Here is a 17,118-nt window from a genome sequence, read left to right as displayed (position 1 = left end):
GGGGGGCGCCACTTGGCGCGAGCCCGGAATCCATTAGACCGCATGATCCATGGATCAATGGATTCCGGGCTCGACGCTTCGCGTCGCCCCGGAATGACAAGGGGAGATACCGCCCCCTCAAAACGGCAGCGCCACGCCGGTCTTGATTTCCTTCAGCACCACATTGGTCCGGACATGACGTATCCCCGGGATGCGGAACATGAAATCGTCCAGGAATCTGTTGTAGGCGTCCATGTCGCGCACGACGACGCGAAGGTGATAGTCCGCGTCGCCGGTGGTCGCAAAGCATTCCAACACCTCGCGGCGCAGCATGACGCGCGCGACGAATTCATCGACGAAGGTCGCGTCGTGCCGCTCCAGCGAGACGTGCAGGATCGCGGAGGTCGCAAAGCCGGCCTGCTGGCGCGCCACCAGCGCTGAATAACCTGCAATGACGCCGGACTCTTCCAGCGCGCGGACCCTGCGCCAGCACGCCGAGGTCGACATCCCGACAGTCTCCGCAAGCTGCTGGTTGGTGGCGCGGCCATCCTTTTGCAATTCAGCGAGGATCTTCTCGTCCTGCTCCTCGACCACGCCCAATCCTCCATCTGGTAGAAATTACCGCATAACCCATCAATTTGCAATATTTTACCGAAGATAACGCCGCAGACGAACGGATAGGTATGACCTACCAGGCGCCCAGGCATAACCTCGTCCCATCAGACATTGCGACTCGCGAGAGGTCAGTCATGGGCCAGATGCCGCAGCTCGACGCCTACCAGCTCTCCGACCGCTACACGCGCGACCGCGGCCGCGTCTTCCTCACGGGCACGCAGGCAATCGTCCGCATCGCGCTCGACCAGATCAGGCGCGATCGCGCCGCCGGGCTCAACACCGCAGGCTTCATCTCCGGCTATCGCGGCTCGCCGCTCGGCGGCGTCGATCTCGAACTGTGGAAGATCAGCGAGCGGCTGAAGGACAGCCGCATCGAATTCCTGCCCGCCGTGAACGAAGACCTTGCGGCGACCGCGGTGCTCGGCTCGCAGCAGGTCGAGACGCAGAAAGACCGCGAGGTCGATGGTGTGTTCGGCCTCTGGTACGGCAAGGGTCCCGGCATCGATCGTTCCGGCGATGCGCTGAAGCACGGCAATGCCTATGGTTCGTCGCCGCATGGCGGCGTGCTTGTCGTCGCCGGCGACGATCATGGCTGCGTGTCGTCGTCGATGCCGCACCAGTCCGACGTTGCCTTCATGAGCTGGTTCATGCCGACGCTGCATCCGGCCGATGTCAGCGAATATCTCGCCTTCGGCGAATATGGCTACGCGCTGAGCCGCTTCACCGGCATGTGGGTCGGCTTCAAGGCGATCTCGGAGATCGTGGAGTCGGGTGCGTCCGTCGAACTGCCGGCGCCGCGCGACTTCGTGCCGCCGGAGTTTACGCCGCCGGCGGGCGGACTGCATTATCGCTGGCCGGATTTGCCGGGGCCGCAGATCGAGGAGCGGCTGGAGGCGAAGAAACACGCGGTCTATGCCTTCGCGAAAGCCAATCCGATCGACCGCCGCATCTACGACGTCAGGGATGCGACCTACGGCATCGTCACGACAGGCAAGGCGCATCTCGATCTGATGGAGGCGCTACGGCTGATCGGGCTCGATGAGGCCAGTTGCCGCCGCTTCGGCATCGACATCTACAAGGTCGGCATGGTGTGGCCGCTGGCGCTACACGACGCGATGGGGTTCGTGAAGGGCAAGCGCGAGATCCTCGTGGTCGAGGAGAAGCGCGGCATCATCGAGAGCCAGTTCAAGGAATATTTCTACGACTATCCCGGATCGAAGCCGGAGCGGATGGTCGGCAAGCATGACGAGCGAGGGGCGCGGCTGATCTCCTGGATCGGCGAATTGTCGCCGCGGATGCTGGCCGACGTGCTGGCGCGGCGGCTCGACCCGATGTTTCCCGAACTGCAGCTTGCCCGGCGCGTTGCCGAACTCGTCCCCGAGCAGGACCGCACGATCGCAGTGCCAGGCGCGACGCGGACGCCCTATTTCTGCTCGGGCTGTCCACACAACACTTCGACAAAAGTGCCCGAAGGCTCCAAAGCATTGGCCGGCATCGGCTGCCACTTCATGGCGAGCTGGATGGACCGCGAGACCTCGTCGCTGATCCAGATGGGCGGCGAAGGCGTCAACTGGGCGGCCTCGTCGCGATTTACCGGCCATCAGCACATCTTCCAGAATCTCGGCGAGGGCACCTACTATCACTCGGGCTCGATGGCGATCCGGCAGGCGGTCGCCGCGAACGCCAACATCACCTACAAGATCCTGTTCAACGACGCGGTTGCGATGACCGGCGGACAGCCGGTCGACGGCCCGATCACCGTGCATGCGATCGCACACAGCGTCCGCGCCGAGGGCGTGGCGCGGATCGCGCTGGTCTCGGACGAGCCGTCGCATTTCGCGCTCGCCGATTTTCCCGCCGGCGTCACCATCCAGCCGCGCGAGGAGATGGATTCCGTGCAGCGCGAGCTGCGCGAGATCAAAGGCGTCACCGTGCTGATTTATCAGCAGACCTGCGCCACCGAGAAACGAAGGCGCCGCAAGCGCGGCACGATCGCGGATCCGGCGCGCTTCGCTGTGATCAACGATCTCGTCTGCGAGGGCTGCGGCGACTGCTCGGTGGAGTCGAACTGCCTCAGCGTCGAGCCGAAGGAGACGCCGTTCGGCCGCAAGCGCAAGATCAACCTCTCGACCTGCAACAAGGATTTTTCCTGCCTCAACGGCTTTTGCCCGAGCTTTGTCACCGTCGAAGGCGGCAAGCGGCGCGCGAAGACCGCCAGCGGGGTCGATCCGCTGGCGCGCGCCGCCACGCTGGCGACGCCCGAGTTTTCTGCGCTGGAGCGGCCCTACGATCTGCTCGTCACCGGCGTCGGCGGCACCGGCGTGATCACGGTCGGCGCGTTGGTGGCGATGGCCGCGCATCTCGAAGGGCGCGGCGTCTCCGTGCTCGACTTCACCGGCTTCGCGCAGAAATTCGGCCCGGTGCTGAGCTTTCTGCGGCTTGCCGCAACACCCGACGCGCTGCACCAAGTGCGGATCGACCAGGGCGCGGCCGATGTGCTGATCGGCTGCGATCTCGTGGTGAGCTCGTCGGCAAAGGCGTCCGGCACCTATCGCAAGGGCATGCGCGCCGCGATCAATCTCGCCGAGATGCCGACCGGCGATGTGGTGCGGTTTCGTGATGCCGACCTCGCCTCGCCGGTTCGGCTGCGGGCGATCGAGCGGGTGATAGGGACGGGCAATCTCACCGCGATCGACGCCAATGCGCTGGCCGAGCGGCTGCTCGGTGACAGCGTGTATGCCAACATCATGATGCTGGGGTTTGCCTGGCAGCAGGGGCTGGTGCCGGTGTCGCTGGACGCATTGATGCGCGCGATCGAACTCAACGGCGTCACGGTCGAGCGCAACAAGCAGGCGCTGGCCTGGGGACGGATCGCGTTTGCCGATCCGGACTTTTTGCCGAAGGCCGAGAACGCTGGAGCGAATGCGCTGGAGACGCTCGACCAGATGATCGCGCGGCGGACGGATTTCCTCGTTGGCTATCAGGATGCGGCCTATGCCGTGCGCTATCGGGCGACGATCGATCGCGTCCGTCGCGCCGAGGCGGCGCTTGATAGCGAGAGCCTTACCGACGCCGTAGCTCGCTCGCTGTTCAAGCTGATGGCTTACAAGGATGAGTATGAGGTGGCGCGGCTGCATATGCAGACCGGCTTCCTCGACGAGCTGAAGCGCGAATTCGACGGCGATTTCACGGTGCAATACCACATGGCGCCGCCATTCCTCGCCTCCGGCCACGATGCGCGGGGGCGGCCGCGGAAGCGCGCGTTCGGCCAATGGATCCAGACGCCGCTGCGGGTGCTGGCGCGGCTCAAGGTGCTGCGCGGCACGGCGCTCGACGTATTCGGCTACAGCGCCGAACGACGTGCCGAGCGCGAGCTCATTACCTGGTATCAGGCGGTGATCGACACGATGCTCGGCAAGCTCGATGCGACACGCCTGCCCGATCTCATCGCGATCGCAAGGGCGCCGATGGAGATCAGGGGCTACGGCCCGGTGAAGGACGCTGCGATCGACAAGACCAAAGCGGAAGTCGCGCGGCTCACCGCGCGCCTCGCCTCAGATCCGACGCATCACGGCGACGGCTCAGGAGCCGACCGCTGCGCTGCGCTTCGCGGGTGACACCCAGCCGACCACGACGGTCGCGAGCACCGCCACCACGATGTTGAGCAGCAGCGCGCCGAGGCCGACATAGAAGGTGTAGCTGGTGTCGCCGAGCGTGATGGTGGCGAGCGGCTTCAGCCCGTTGCTCCATGCCGTATACGTGCCCCAGCCGATGCCGACGGCCCAGCCGAGCAACAGCCCCTCGGCGCGGAACCAGACGGTGAACAGGCCGAACACCAGCGCCGGCAGCGTCTGCACGATCCAGAGGCCGCCGAGCAGTTGCAGGTCGAGCGCATATTGCGTCGGCAGGAACAGGATGAAGGCGAGCGCGCCGACCTTCACCACCAGCGAGGTGATCTTTGCCACCGACGCCTCGCCGGCATTTGAAATGTCTGGATTGACGTAGGACTTCCAGACGTTGCGGGTGAACAGATTGGCGGCGCCGATGCTCATCACCGCGGCCGGCACCAGCGCGCCGATCGCGATCGCGGAGAAGGCGAAGCCGGCGAACCAGGACGGGAACAGGGTCTTGAACAGCGTCGGCACCACATCGTTCGGCGACGTCACCTTGATGCCCGCGGCATAGGCCATGTAGCCGAGCAGCGCGATCAGGCCTAACAAGAGCGTATAGGCCGGCAGCAGCATCGCGTTCTTGCGGATGGTATCCGCCGACTTCGATGCAAAGATGCCGGTCAGCGTGTGCGGATACATGAAGGCGGCCAGCGCCGAGCCGAGCGCCAGCGTCGCATAGGGCAGGAACTGCGCGGGCTTCAGCGTCAGCCCGGTGGCGCCGCCCTTTGCGGTGAAGGCGTCGTTGGCGGCGGAGAACACCGCACCGTAGCCGCCGAGCTTGGTCGGCACCACGATGACGGCGACCAGCACCACGATGTAGATCATGATGTCCTTGACGAAGGCGATCAGCGCCGGTGCACGCAGGCCGGAGCTATAAGTGTAGAGCGCGAGGATCACGAAGGCGGCGATGATCGGCAGCTCGCCGGTCAGGCCCATCGCCTTGATTACCACCTCCATGCCGATCAGCTGCAACGCGATATAGGGCATGGTCGCGACCAGGCCGGTCAGCGCCACCGCGAGTTCAAGGCTGCGTGAGCCATAGGCGGCATGGACGACGTCGGCGGCGGTGACATGGCCGCCGGCATGGGCTTTCTTCCACAGCACCGGCATCACCGCGAACACGAAGGGATAGACGATGATGGTGTAGGGCAGCGCGAAGAAGCCGTAGGCGCCGACCGCATAGACCAGCGCCGGCACCGCGATCACGGTGTAGGCGGTGTAGAAATCGCCGCCGACCAGGAACCAGGTGATCCAGGTGCCGAACTGGCGGCCGCCGAGACCCCATTCGTCGAGGTGATCGTTGACCGGGCCGGATTTCCAGCGCGCGGCGAAGAAGCCCATCACGGTGACGAGCGCAAAGAAGAAGATGAAGACGGCGAGTGCCGTCCACTCGATCTGACCGGTCATGGCAGCCCCCTCACCGCGTCTCGTCAGGCGTTTGGCGGCGATAGACCAGCCAGATCAAAAGCGAGGAGATCGGCACCCAGGCAAGTTGGTACCAATAGAAGAACGGAAAGCCGAACAGCGACGGCTCGGCGAAATTGTAGAACGGCACCCACAGCAAGCCGATAAACGGCAGCAGCAACAGAACCCACATGGCTCACTCCCACCCCAAACCGGCTTGATTCGCCGGCACCTTCTATCAAACGATCTAGGAACCGGTTCGTCGCGCATGCAACCGGAATTGCGGTTGCTGCGCTGCAATACCGGCAGATGTGATCGTCAGACTCATCTCGCGCTCTACTCCGCCTTGATGCCGGCATCAAGGATCACCTTGCGCCAGCGCGTCTCCTCGCCGGCGAAGTAGCGGTCGAGCTCGGCCGGCGGTGCGGTGATCATCACGAGACCCTCGTTGATGCTGAGCTTCTTGAAGGCCTCGGACTGTGCAGCCTTCGCGGCCGATCTGTTGAGGCGATCGATGATCTCGGGTGGCGTGTTCGCGGGCGCGTAGAGGCCGTACCAGGATTCGGCGGCATAGCCTGACACGCCGGCCTCCGACACCGTCGGCAATTGCGGGAACGCCGTCGAGCGTTCCGCCGAAGTCACCGCGATCGCGCGCAACTGCCCGGCCTCGACCAGTGCGGCGCAGCTCGCGACCGTCGTGAACATCACCTGGATCTGGTTGCCGAGCAGGTCCGAGATCGCGGGTGCGGCGCCCTTGTAGGGCATATTTGCTTTCCAGATGGGTCCAAGGCCGTTCATCTGATCTCTCGGAAGCCCTTGTTCTACAGTGTTTCCGTTCAAAGGGGTCTAGGCTCATCAACACCTGTTCACTGCCCCGGCAGGACATTGCCGGGACACGGGACAAAAGGAAAGCTGATTCCCGATGGCAAGTCTCGACAAAAAGCCCCGCCTGAAACTGGCCTCGCGCGGCAAGCCGTACTGGCAGGAAATCACCGCAGGGCTGTCGCTTGGCTACCGCCGCCCCGCCTCTGGCGCGGGCACATGGTCGTTCCGCTTGGCTGACGGCAAGGGCGGCAACCGCATCACCAAGTTCGCCACCGCCGACGACATCGAACCGTCGAACACCACGACCGTTCTGTCGTTCAAAGAGGCATGGGATGAAGCCCGGAAGCTGGCGGGCGCTGGCGCGAAGTCTAGCGGCGACGACAATCAGTTGATCACGGTGTTCGAAGCCATCAACCGATACGAAGCCGACTTGATCCGCCGCAAGGCGAATAAGGGCAACGCTACGCAAATCAGGTACAACATGCCCGATTGGCTTGGCCGAAAGAAACTCGTCCTGTGTGTCGAAAACGATTTCACGGTTTGGCGCAACAACATGATCACCGAAAATAAACTAGAACTCGCCAGCGCGGATCGCGTCGGCCGCGTTCTCAAAGCCGCGCTGAACCTTGCGGCGAAGGCCGACAAGCGGATCATCAACAGTGCCGAATGGCGCAATGCTTTGACGAAATTGAACAATGACAGCGAAAGCGCCCGCAACGTTATCCTGCCCGCTGACATCGAACGCGCCATCATCGACACGGCTTATCAGATAGACCGTCGGTTAGCCTTGTGGTGCCATGTACTTTCCGACACCGGCAACCGTGAAAGCCAATGCAAGCGGCTTGAGGTGATCGATTTGCAGGGTGATCGACTCGTGATGCCTTCAAGTAAGAAGGGCAAAGGACGCAAGCGGTCGCAAAAGCCGTTACCGATTTCGTCGGAGCTGGCCGCGACACTGAAACAACACGCAGTCGGCAAACCGCCTAACGCACCGTTGCTTGATGCTTACAACAAGTTGGCGGAAGCGTTTCGCCGGGTCACAAAACAACTTGGTTTCGACACCAAAGAGGGACGCGAGAAGGCCGGGCTCAATGGCGATGATGAAATCACGCCGTATGCGTTGAGGCATTCGTCCATAGTTCGGCATCTGATGCGCGGTACGCCGACTCGGTTGGTTGCCAGTGCGCACGACACGTCAGTCGCGGAGATCGAGCGCACCTACTCGCGGTACATTGTCAGTGATCAGACGGAAGCGATGCTGCGCGCTGCACTATTGCCCGTTGCAGCGCAAGCGCCGAACGTTGTGAAGTTCGCCACTATACATCGGTGATCTTCTTCCGCCACTCTTTGGCCGCTTCCTTCGTGATCAGGACACGGCCCAACACATGAGCCTCACACGGTCCCTTTCCAGCTTCTCTCAGATTATAATAAGTCCCGCGCGAGAGGCTGTGCCGCCTGCAAAACTCCTCAATGGAAAATGCTAGGTCGCCTCCGGGTTTCCAAGATGCAGGCGGCGGCACGTCGTCAATCGACTGCTGAATCATTTCCTTCGGCGTTTTCATTTCGCAAATCACACTGGCTGAACGCGTTATCCCTGAGCGGCTTATCAGCGCCGCAGCACAACCCGTGATCCGGGCCTGTTACTTGACGGTCGAGCGACTCAGGAGCAGCGCCGTCGATTAACTGTTCACCGGCCTTTCTCAAGAGTCCATGCGGACTCAGGCGGACCGATATTGTGATGATCACCCTGCCCAAACGGCTCCGCCTCGCATGTCGGATTCGTGGCTGCGCTCCCGGCACGGTGCCTGCGGATTGAATGGTGCCGGTGGTGGTCCTTGGTGTCGGTGGTCCAGATATCATCTCTCGCTGATGCCCGCGAACGTCGCTGCCGACACAGACCGCCGTTCCCAATCCTGTCGCCGCGCGCCCTCTGCCTTTGCCGACCGCACCGTGATGCAGCCCGCAATGATTGCGTCGATCTCATCGCCGCTCAACGTGCCCTTGGCGATCAGCGCCGCAATCAGCGCATCGAGGATGTCGCGATTCTCGGTTAGCAGTCCGCTCGCTTCGCTCCGACAATATTCCAGCAGCGCCATCGTCGCCGGTCGAACGGCGACCGCGACCTTTGCGAAAGCATCGGCCTCAACAAAATCGTGAACCGCGCCGAGCGATGGGAGATCGGGATGAAGGATCAATTCTGCCGCCTCACCGGCAAGCAGCTCGACAACGTTGTTTTGGCTTCTGATGATGTATTCCGAAAGCGCGACGCGGGTTGATCCAAGCTCTGGCGCAATCCGTTCCAACCGTTCGCAAATTGAACGAATTTCCTCCGTTTTACCCGGTCCATTTTCAGCAAGCGTCAATTCGGATGGCGGCCCGGATCGAATGCAGCGGCCTTCGAAGCCGCCGCCCGGAATGATAGTGAGCGACCACACCGAGTCGCCGAGCGCACGGCTGACAAGCGCGTGCCCGCACTCGTGCACGGCAATTCTCCGGTTACGAAATTCGCTTCGGCCGTCGACCGGATATCCATCAACCATCAACTCAACTCCTGAGCACTTCGGGGATGCTCGTTTTTCAATGCAGCTTGCTGGCCTCTTGCTGCCTGTCGTGCATCGCCTGCCTGATGTGCATTCGCGCGCGGACCTCAGCACGCATACGCGCGTCGTATGCCGTGTCGCCGCGACCGTGCGAGCGGACGGCGGCCGAAATGTCGGCTGGGCATCCAACAAGGCTTCCTTCGTACAAACACCACTTCGTTGCGGTGTACGTGAGATCGTCATCCCATGACGCATCACGATCAACAACATCATTATCGGAATCAGTCACGCGCCATGTTGAAACAGAATAACCAGCGCTGATGCCCGTCACCTCACCACGGGCAACCATGCCTTCGGCGATCTTGCCGCGCTGAGTTTGTGCAAAAACAATTCGCCCATGCAGCTTGCCGTCGGTGATCCATGCAGTGTCGATCCTGCCTAACGTGCTGTCGATCACGCTTGCCTGACTATGCGAATCCAAAAGCGGGACCGGGATACGACTGAGATCGATGGCCGATTTTGAGATTTCCAAAATCTCTCGACCATAGACACGATCGACGGCAGCCCCAGCACTGATGACGCATTCGCACGAGTGATCAGAAGCGTTGTACGATAGTGGCGCGCTCAGAAACCGTTGTTCGACCTTGTTGGCGTTCCAGCCTCGTGGTGCAATGATCATAAAACTCACCTCACTACCTTCATCTGAATTGCCGGGCCACGGTCGACAACAGTAAATTGCGGCTGCGGCGACGCTGGCGTTGATGCCAAGATCGGGTCTGCGGTGCTTTCCGGGTCGGCATCGAGATCGAGCGCGAAGCGCGGATCAGCATGCCCGGCCACGGTCCCGTGATGCTTCCGGCGCAGCGGATCATTGATTTGGACGCACGCTTTGGCAGAGAGAGCACGCATCGCGGCGTTGGGTGTCAGATATACGTCGGTGCATGCTTGTGCCACGATCGCCGAGCCGTTGGCGTCCTTCCATTTTACCGACCTCATCGCGAACAGATGCACGGTCGGCGCAACCGGTGCAACGGTCGGCACAGGCGCGGGCTCTGGCCTTCGCAATGTCGCCGGTGCCGTCCCTGCCAACACGGCGGCAGCATGGTTGGCCGCCAGCTTACCGATCAGGGTCAGCGCTTCCGGAATCTGAGTGGCCGATGCTTTGCAATAATTGTGAAGTCCGCCCGCCTCTGGAATGAACGGCACCGCCCATGCAGCGTACTCAGCCAGCTCTGCCATCACCGCGTCAAAGCGCTTGCCAATGGCGTGGCCGCTTCGCAAACGCGTCTCGCACTCGCCAGCGGTATTGTGCCGGGTTTCCTGATCAAGTTTTTTGTCGCGCTCGCTCGTGAGCGTGACGATATCAGCGTCTTTCCGCTCGCCTGCGGTTTGACGCCGCGCCAGCAAGTCGCGACATTCCTGTACCCTTGCATTGTCCGCCTTGACCGTCGCATCGTCGGCACCTCTGGCCGCCGACGCTTCCGCAGCTTGCTCCGCAATATCAAGCGCCAGCTTGGCGTCAGTTTCGAGGCCAGCCAGTTTGGTGCGGTCGACAACGGCGGCGGCAATCGGGTCGGATTTCGAGAATAGAGCCATTCGTGGTCTCCTGTTGATCATTGGTAGCACTGCGCGGCGCGGAAGGATCGGACGGCATTACCCGCTCCTACCCAACCGAGCCTCTTCAAACCGGCGGCGGGTGGCATGGGTCGCATTGACAATCCACTGCCCCTTCACCTTGCGAGCCTCCACTTCCCCGCTTTCGCACCGCCTGCGCAGCTTCTCGCGTTTCATGCCGCTAATTTTCGTGGCTCGTTTGAAAACGCACCAATGATCCTCGCCCGGTTGGGGCACCGCCTCATACACCGCTAGTTTGGCATTGAGCATCGCGATGGTTGCTTGCAACTCCAACACGGTCGGTGGCTCGTCATCAGGCGGCGGCGGGTCGATGCGTGCTTTCTGTGCGATCATGCTCCCACCCTCTCCGCCATTGCGGCCCAGACTTCGGCGATCGTCCACTGACATGGTGCTTCGAACTTGCGTAGCTGCAAGGCGTACAAGCTATCCGCTCGCAGATCGACCGCATCAGCGTCGAGACCATTGAGCCGACCACGCTCGCGTAATGCTGCATCAACACGACCGATGACCGGAACCATATCGATCGCTGCACGCCTGCGCGCCTCAAGCGTCGGCAGCGTACGAAGTCTGGCGTTCGCTTCATCGAACTGCGCATGGAGCTGCACCAAGAGCGGGTCTTGGTAATTCGTATCAGCACTGGCGGTGCCGTTGCGGTTGAGATGCTGGCGACTATCAACGCGCGCCACGCTGGCGCGATGAGCTGCCAACGCATTGGCAGCGGTCGAGACCTTCCACGTGGGCCGTGAGCCGTCGCCTGCATCTGGCGGTGTCGTGCGAAGCGCACGGAGCATCGTGGCGCGGTCGATTTCAAAGAGCTGCGAGAGAGCGTTGGCAGATTCCGTTTTCATCTATTCGTCTCCTGTTGTTGTTGGTTAGCATCGAAATTAATTGTGCAGGTGTTCGGATAGCTGCGGTTGTTGGATATCGGGCGCGATTACTGCCTGACCGTATCCCGTACGCGGGCGCGACCCGCTCCCGCCGGAGGCGGTAACTGGGACCCGCCCCATTACGGGAGTTGAACCGAACTCGCGGTGACCGGCCACCATCTTACCGACAGCATAACCGCGCTGCGCTATGGCCCGGATCAATCGACGCTGCATGCTTCGCCGGATCAGCGTGTCGCCTGCGGCTTTGTCGCGAAGATCACTCACGATGGTTCAGCTCCCGTTTCTGCCGATCGGATAGCAGTCGATATCGGTTGTGTTGTTGTTGATTGCACGGTTCCATCGTCAGCGCGGCTCGCTGGCGGCGTCGCCTGTGAGTGGCGGCATCGCCGTGCCGTCGCCGATCGAAGGCACGGGCGAGGCCGTCACAATCGCGATCGTCGACATCGCCGTGACCGCGATCAGGCCGCAGCACAGTTCTGGCCATCACACGGGTCTCCGGACAAACGGACAGCCTATAGAGGGCTGTCCTGTCTGTCCGAATGGGACAAAAGGACAAAATTCCAAATGTCCGCTGTTGTCCGGCTTGTCCGCGATGCTCACAAACGCCCAAGTTCATTGATCTTTTGCTTCCTCAATTCATATTGTCTGCTCTGTCCGCCACATCAACTCGGCTCATAAGCGATCCAAACCAACTCTTTCCATGTTCCGATGCGGTGCATGTCGATCAGATCGGTCATCGCGCGGCGGAATGCCTTGTCGGAACTGTCCTTTGTTCCGGCGCTCAATCCGCCATCGATGCAGCAATTCCGCCACTGTTCACGGGTGACGGTCCTGCCGATCCCAGAGGGCATCTGGCTCGATACCGGCGCGGGCACGCCTTCGTCGTTGATGCAGCGTTCAAGCAGTTCCATTGCCCGGCGCTGGCTTTTGTTCAGCTTGGCGCGGCTGATCTCCTTGTCGGAAGCCAGCGTGTCGGTGGAGATGATCGCGGTCGTGATCTCGTCGCCATCGTCATCGATGCCGAGAACGATCAACTCCATCTTGTACCGGGTCAGCACGCCTTCGGCCCCGTCGTTGTTCTTGGTGATGGTGGCAATCCGCTGATCTTTCTCGCCGGAGAACTGCACCATCATATCGACATCGCCGAGATGCGCATTGCTGCCGCGTGCGCCACGGGTCTCATCTTTGCCAGTGTGGCCGATTAGGGCGATGTGCACATCCGTCGCCTCTTGAACCCGGCGCAGATTGGCAAGCGTCATGTTCTGATCTTTGGCGCTGTTCTCATCGCCGCCGCCAGCGGCGATGCCCTTGGAAAAGGTATCGATGATGATCAAGCCAACCTTGCAACCGAACGCTGTCTCTGCGTTGCAGATGGTGTCGATAATATCTTTGCAGGTCGCCGGTTTGAGTAGGTCGATAATCTGACCCGCGACCGCAATTGGCAGGTCACTGGCAAGGCGCTGGTCCCGATGGCCGTGCGCCATCAAGCGACGCTTCACTAGCGATGCACGTTCCAGTGCAAAATAGACGACGCCACACTGCCGCTTTAACCGATGATCGCGCCAGTCCGCCGCTGATGCGAGATGGATAGCGAGGTCGGTAAGGATTGCGGATTTACCAGACGCCGGTGGCCCAACCCAACTTGAAGTATCGCCAACCGCAATGACACCTTTTATCAACCAATCCTTTGCGACCGTGCTGCCGAAATTCCGATATAGCGTGATCGGAATTCCGGCTTGCTTTGCCGCGTCAGCGTTTCCCGTGTCTGGGGCCAGATCAACGGCACCCACATCCCGCAATGGCAGCTTGCGAGCTGCGGCCGCACCCATGCCGCTCTTGATGGTGGCCAGCGTCGCGGCCCGCCCGTGCTCTTTGTCGTATCCATTGGCGACGGATGCCGCAATCAACGTGCCGATCACGGCCGTCTCGGTCAGCGCACCGGCCTTGACCAATCCGCCTAGCGATATCGCAGCGTTGTTCAATGCAATGTTGCGATCGATCGAGGTGATAGCCAGCCGGTCGGCTTCTTTGCGCAGGCCGCTGTCTGCATATCCGTTGCCGGTGCCGGTGTTGGCATACTCGGTGAAAGCGTTACCGGTCATTGCCTCTTCCGGGACACGAACCAGCGCCGCCGCTCGCTGGCTTATGGTCAGCAACTCCGGTTGCTCTGGTTTCGCCTCGATCATGTCGTGCAGCCAATCCGGCGCGGGCCGGAAGCTGAAATAGTCCCCCGGTTCGGCCATGACATACTCGACGCCATCGGCATTGATCGAACCGGCAGCAATGAAGTAGCCACCCGCACCTCGCACGTTGATGTGCTTGCCCTTGAGCGCGCCCTCACGGTTGGTCACCGGCGCACGATCAGTACGACATGCGAAGATGAGGTGTTTGCCGCCCCCCGGCGTGAGCTGTGTATGTGTCATCGGCAGCTTGGTGTTGATCAGTTCCAACGCCTTGAGGTTGACGCGGCCATCACTCGGATTCTTGTCCGTCGGTGCATCCGGATCGAGACACCAGACGCCTGACTTCTCTCCGCAGGCGACGCCGATCATTGCAGTCGGATGTTGCCGCCACCACTTTCGGATCAGTGTCTCATCGTTCGTCGCAGCATTGCAGCCACCCTTAATCATTGGCGACTTGTCAGATGGCGAGCACGGGAAAATATGCCAGCCACGCCGGGCATGGTCGAGCGCGAGTTCAACTGGCGTCTTGGTCGTGGCTGCGGTCGCCGTGGGTGTGTGAACGTCCGTCACGCCACCACCATCGCTACAATATAAGTAGCAAACGCTTGCGTGTTCGGGTGAGCGGTGCTACGGCTGGCTTCTTCCTTGAAATTATCCACCGGCCCTGACAGCTCGACACTGTCGGGGCGGCCATGTCTTGCTTTCATGACGTGGTTATCCTGCGGGCTGGGTCTGCTCACCCTTTGTTTTGCCGCATGACCCGCAGGAGCATGCCGCCCAATTTTTATAGTACGTCCAGTGCCATCAAAGGCGAGATGGTTGGATCGAACCGCCCGGCGACCTTATTTGTCGGGCCTTAGTCCTCTTGCGGCGCACGCCAAACTCGGGGGCTTGGACATGCAGGCGCTTTTATGGATTGTAGATTTTATTGATTCGGTGCCGTCTATGTCGGATTACCGTGAACCTAAATTTCGAACCGTCAAGCCCTCACTCCGATCAACGCGTTCGGGTTCGATTCAAAGTCGCGGCCTGCACTTCTCACTTTGAGGCCGAGCGCGATGGCTGCGACGATCAGCGCGCCATTCGAGATATACGCACCTGCCCAACTCTCAGCGGCATGCTTCAACTGATAAGAACACGCGCGAGCTGACTTTGTCGGTGTTAGCGTCGCCAAGAATTCCATCGCGCGATTCACCTGTTCAACGATGATCTCTTGATACGGCGCACCGCGACGCGCCAACAAAATGCCGTCGGCGGAAATACGACAGAACCTGCGTCTCGCGATCTCTAATGCCTGCGCAGGCGATATCTCGTGCGCTATGTGGCCCGCGCTCGTATACGGCATATTCCCAATGAGCCCCGTGATGGCCCCTCTGAGCTGCACGCTTGGACGGGCAGCTCCATCAATAGCGCATCGAGCGACGCAGCGCGCCCTTGTCGAAACCCAGTTTTACCCGCCGAGATACTGTGCGACATTCATGGGACGGACGGGGCATGCTTGCCCCGGCCAATCCTGAGAATGTCCGTTGACCGGGGTAGACCAAAGTGGCGTCTCGGGGCCGTCAGGAGCGTTTTTGGCCAAAACCGGACCTAGCGCATGCTTCGCACGCTCTACCCTCAAGGTTCAAACCGGGCTTACTCCTATCGAACCGTTTGTTGGCGGACATCGTGCGCTCGCTGCAGAGCTAAGTCAGAAAATCGCGCGGAAGTCCAAAATAGCCAGAAATATATTCGCGATAGAATTGTGAGATTTGCTTAGCTATACTTCTACGATAGTGGCCAAATGAATTCCGCAAAGGGGGCGACGATGGCGACCGTAACAGTTGTGGCTAATGGAGAGGGCGACGAAAGAACAATCATTACCGACCCGCAGGGAACCACAGTCTACGACGAGGATGGTGAAATAATAACATCTGCAGGTGGCGATCGGCATGAAGAGTACGTCGAAAGATTCGGAGAGGGCGACCGTGGCAGCATAGTGAAGGACTCAGTCGAAGTCCCAGACGATCAAATAGACGACCACATACCGGGCCGTGACGACGATAAGGACGACGACGACGATAAGGGCGACGACGACGATAAGGGCGACGATGACGATAAGGGCGACGACGACGATAAGCGCGACGACGACGATAAGCGCGACGACGACGATAAGCGCGACGATGACGATAAGGGCGACGATGACGATCCCAGTGATATTACCGAGAAGCGAAGCTCCTGAAAGTCCTGATTGTTAGTTTCTGCGCGCCGGGCGACATTTTTGTTCAGTCCTGTTCAGCCTCGAAGCCTTTCGGAAAGCGACCTATGAGCAGTTTTTTCGGTCTTTCGACAAATCATTCGTGGATGGTTGCAGCTGCCAGCCTTACTTGGGGGGCGATTTCGTACACGCTCAATAGTCTCCGATCTCGCTCTCTGGAACGCACGAGGTTTATTTTTGAGCAACAGAGATTTTTTGAGACTGATTCTTCAATGCGAAAGGGCAACAAGATTTTGTATGGCCTTAAGCCAGATTTCACCGTTGAGACGTTCCTGCGTGTGATGAAAGAATTGAAGGGAACGACCACCGAAGTTACAAACAGTATGGCATTCGAGAGCTATCTAAATTTTCATTGGCGGATTGCTTACGCGCATATCGTTCTTGGGACGATAACTGTTTATGACCTGAATGCCTTCGGAGATTTTTATTACCGAATATCCTTGAACAAGGACCTATGCAAATACTGCATTGACGAGGGCTTCGACAAGATAATCGAAGCCATAGAAAAATTAACGCCAATGTGGAAGCGTGAGCAGGAAACGGTACCTGAATTGTTGTCCTCGATAGACAGATACAAGTCTCCATTTCAATAAACCGGGTTGTCATGAGCAACGAGTTGTCGTTCGCGATTTCCGAAAGGAAGGCAGCGTAGTCGATGCGGTCGCTTTTGTGGCCCATCCCGGACGTGGCACGATGCCCGCCTTGAGTCTGTTATGCGCCCCATAGCGGACATCCCTGCCGCGCGTCGGTTCGCGGCATCAAACAGGCATGAGTATCCGTGCTGGTGACGTCATCTCACGCGCTCCCTTATTTACTCCATCAGGCGACTGGGCAATCGTATCAGTAGTTGACGATCAAGCATCTCGGTATGCTCGGGACATAAGTAGCAATCGCGCAGCATCGCGCTCGGCAGCACGTCATCCCAAATGTTGACGACAGGCTTTCCTGTCCAAAACAACAGTAACACCGTCCATCCTCTCGGCGGGTTCTCAGTTTCGCTACGCTTACACGTCACCGTGCACCCGTTCCATGCGCACCCACCTCCCAAAGCCTTCACTTCGGATACCGTCATCGTTGTTGGTTCAGTAGCGGAGGCCTTGCGGCGTTCATGTCTATTTGAGA

The 17,118-nt window shown here is 60.2% G+C and carries 16 protein-coding genes; 4 read left to right on the top strand and 12 right to left on the bottom strand.

Annotation, left to right across the window (positions count from 1 at the left end):
• Positions 1-117: 117 nt before the first annotated feature.
• Positions 118-573 carry an Lrp/AsnC family transcriptional regulator gene (locus UP09_RS14360; protein WP_044539168.1) on the bottom strand — a complete coding sequence of 152 codons (456 nt, stop codon included), beginning with the start codon at positions 571-573 and terminating at the stop codon, positions 118-120.
• A gap of 155 nt (positions 574-728) precedes the next feature.
• Here UP09_RS14360 and UP09_RS14355 point away from each other — a divergent pair, with 155 nt between their 5' ends.
• A complete protein-coding gene (locus tag UP09_RS14355) occupies positions 729-4,211 on the top strand; it encodes an indolepyruvate ferredoxin oxidoreductase family protein (RefSeq protein ID WP_044538846.1) in 3,483 nt (1,160 codons plus the stop codon).
• Here UP09_RS14355 and mctP read toward each other — a convergent pair.
• From mctP to UP09_RS14340, 3 genes are all read right to left on the bottom strand, one after another.
• Positions 4,176-5,672, bottom strand: a complete 1,497-nt coding sequence (mctP, locus tag UP09_RS14350) for a monocarboxylate uptake permease MctP (RefSeq protein ID WP_044538845.1) — start codon at positions 5,670-5,672, stop codon at positions 4,176-4,178. The genes UP09_RS14355 and mctP overlap by 36 nt on opposite strands.
• Before the next feature lie 10 nt (positions 5,673-5,682).
• Entirely contained in the window at positions 5,683-5,862 is a 180-nt protein-coding gene (locus UP09_RS14345; RefSeq protein ID WP_044538843.1) for a DUF3311 domain-containing protein, read from the bottom strand.
• Between the two features lie 143 nt (positions 5,863-6,005).
• Entirely contained in the window at positions 6,006-6,434 is a 429-nt protein-coding gene (locus UP09_RS14340; RefSeq protein ID WP_044539167.1) for a Bug family tripartite tricarboxylate transporter substrate binding protein, read from the bottom strand.
• A gap of 157 nt (positions 6,435-6,591) precedes the next feature.
• Here UP09_RS14340 and UP09_RS14335 point away from each other — a divergent pair, with 157 nt between their 5' ends.
• Positions 6,592-7,824: a site-specific integrase gene (locus tag UP09_RS14335; protein ID WP_052833092.1), complete on the top strand. Its 1,233-nt coding sequence runs from the start codon at positions 6,592-6,594 to the stop codon at positions 7,822-7,824.
• 526 nt (positions 7,825-8,350) lie between these two features.
• Here the strand turns inward: UP09_RS14335 and UP09_RS14325 are convergent.
• From UP09_RS14325 to UP09_RS14295, 8 genes are all read right to left on the bottom strand, one after another.
• On the bottom strand, positions 8,351-8,857 hold the full coding sequence (locus UP09_RS14325) for a hypothetical protein (RefSeq protein ID WP_156164601.1): 507 nt from the start codon (positions 8,855-8,857) through the stop codon (positions 8,351-8,353).
• A 214-nt stretch (positions 8,858-9,071) separates the two neighbouring features.
• Entirely contained in the window at positions 9,072-9,713 is a 642-nt protein-coding gene (locus UP09_RS14320) for an HK97 family phage prohead protease (RefSeq protein WP_044538841.1), read from the bottom strand.
• Between the two features lie 5 nt (positions 9,714-9,718).
• Positions 9,719-10,630, bottom strand: a complete 912-nt coding sequence (locus UP09_RS14315; RefSeq protein WP_044538840.1) for a hypothetical protein — start codon at positions 10,628-10,630, stop codon at positions 9,719-9,721.
• A gap of 57 nt (positions 10,631-10,687) precedes the next feature.
• Entirely contained in the window at positions 10,688-11,002 is a 315-nt protein-coding gene (locus tag UP09_RS14310; RefSeq protein WP_044538839.1) for a hypothetical protein, read from the bottom strand.
• Positions 10,999-11,517: a hypothetical protein gene (locus tag UP09_RS14305; protein WP_044538838.1), complete on the bottom strand. Its 519-nt coding sequence runs from the start codon at positions 11,515-11,517 to the stop codon at positions 10,999-11,001. Before UP09_RS14305 ends, UP09_RS14310 begins: the two co-directional genes overlap by 4 nt.
• A 701-nt stretch (positions 11,518-12,218) precedes the next feature.
• Positions 12,219-14,309: a bifunctional DNA primase/polymerase gene (locus tag UP09_RS36325; RefSeq protein ID WP_082070130.1), complete on the bottom strand. Its 2,091-nt coding sequence runs from the start codon at positions 14,307-14,309 to the stop codon at positions 12,219-12,221.
• A complete protein-coding gene (locus UP09_RS37610) occupies positions 14,306-14,446 on the bottom strand; it encodes a hypothetical protein (RefSeq protein ID WP_156164600.1) in 141 nt (46 codons plus the stop codon). Before UP09_RS37610 ends, UP09_RS36325 begins: the two co-directional genes overlap by 4 nt.
• Positions 14,447-14,718: 272 nt before the next feature.
• Positions 14,719-15,084, bottom strand: coding sequence for a hypothetical protein (locus UP09_RS14295; RefSeq protein WP_044538837.1), 366 nt, complete (start codon positions 15,082-15,084; stop codon positions 14,719-14,721).
• A 438-nt stretch (positions 15,085-15,522) separates the two neighbouring features.
• On the opposite strand from UP09_RS14295, the gene UP09_RS37605 reads away from it, so the two are divergent.
• Both UP09_RS37605 and UP09_RS14285 read left to right on the top strand, forming a co-directional pair.
• Complete coding sequence (locus UP09_RS37605) at positions 15,523-15,960, top strand: hypothetical protein (protein WP_052833090.1); 438 nt, start codon at positions 15,523-15,525, stop codon at positions 15,958-15,960.
• An 83-nt stretch (positions 15,961-16,043) separates the two neighbouring features.
• Complete coding sequence (locus tag UP09_RS14285) at positions 16,044-16,589, top strand: hypothetical protein (RefSeq protein WP_156164598.1); 546 nt, start codon at positions 16,044-16,046, stop codon at positions 16,587-16,589.
• The last annotated feature ends 529 nt before the right edge of the window (positions 16,590-17,118 follow it).

Source organism: Bradyrhizobium sp. LTSP885, assembly GCF_000938305.1.
Taxonomy (GTDB): domain Bacteria; phylum Pseudomonadota; class Alphaproteobacteria; order Rhizobiales; family Xanthobacteraceae; genus Bradyrhizobium.
This window is presented reverse-complemented; position numbering and strand designations above follow the sequence as displayed.

Bases quoted from the DNA above. Each gene is read 5' to 3' on its own strand.
- UP09_RS14305 (WP_044538838.1), bottom strand. From the start codon at position 11,517: ATGAAAACGGAATCTGCCAACGCTCTCTCGCAGCTCTTTGAAATCGAC.
- UP09_RS14285 (WP_156164598.1), top strand. From the start codon at position 16,044: ATGAGCAGTTTTTTCGGTCTTTCGACAAATCATTCGTGGATGGTTGCA.
- UP09_RS14355 (WP_044538846.1), top strand. From the start codon at position 729: ATGGGCCAGATGCCGCAGCTCGACGCCTACCAGCTCTCCGACCGCTAC.
- UP09_RS14295 (WP_044538837.1), bottom strand. From the start codon at position 15,084: ATGCCGTATACGAGCGCGGGCCACATAGCGCACGAGATATCGCCTGCG.
- UP09_RS14345 (WP_044538843.1), bottom strand. From the start codon at position 5,862: ATGTGGGTTCTGTTGCTGCTGCCGTTTATCGGCTTGCTGTGGGTGCCG.
- UP09_RS14340 (WP_044539167.1), bottom strand. From the start codon at position 6,434: ATGCCCTACAAGGGCGCCGCACCCGCGATCTCGGACCTGCTCGGCAAC.
- UP09_RS14335 (WP_052833092.1), top strand. From the start codon at position 6,592: ATGGCAAGTCTCGACAAAAAGCCCCGCCTGAAACTGGCCTCGCGCGGC.
- UP09_RS14315 (WP_044538840.1), bottom strand. From the start codon at position 10,630: ATGGCTCTATTCTCGAAATCCGACCCGATTGCCGCCGCCGTTGTCGAC.
- UP09_RS14310 (WP_044538839.1), bottom strand. From the start codon at position 11,002: ATGATCGCACAGAAAGCACGCATCGACCCGCCGCCGCCTGATGACGAG.
- UP09_RS37610 (WP_156164600.1), bottom strand. From the start codon at position 14,446: ATGAAAGCAAGACATGGCCGCCCCGACAGTGTCGAGCTGTCAGGGCCG.
- UP09_RS37605 (WP_052833090.1), top strand. From the start codon at position 15,523: ATGAATTCCGCAAAGGGGGCGACGATGGCGACCGTAACAGTTGTGGCT.
- UP09_RS14320 (WP_044538841.1), bottom strand. From the start codon at position 9,713: ATGATCATTGCACCACGAGGCTGGAACGCCAACAAGGTCGAACAACGG.
- mctP (WP_044538845.1), bottom strand. From the start codon at position 5,672: ATGACCGGTCAGATCGAGTGGACGGCACTCGCCGTCTTCATCTTCTTC.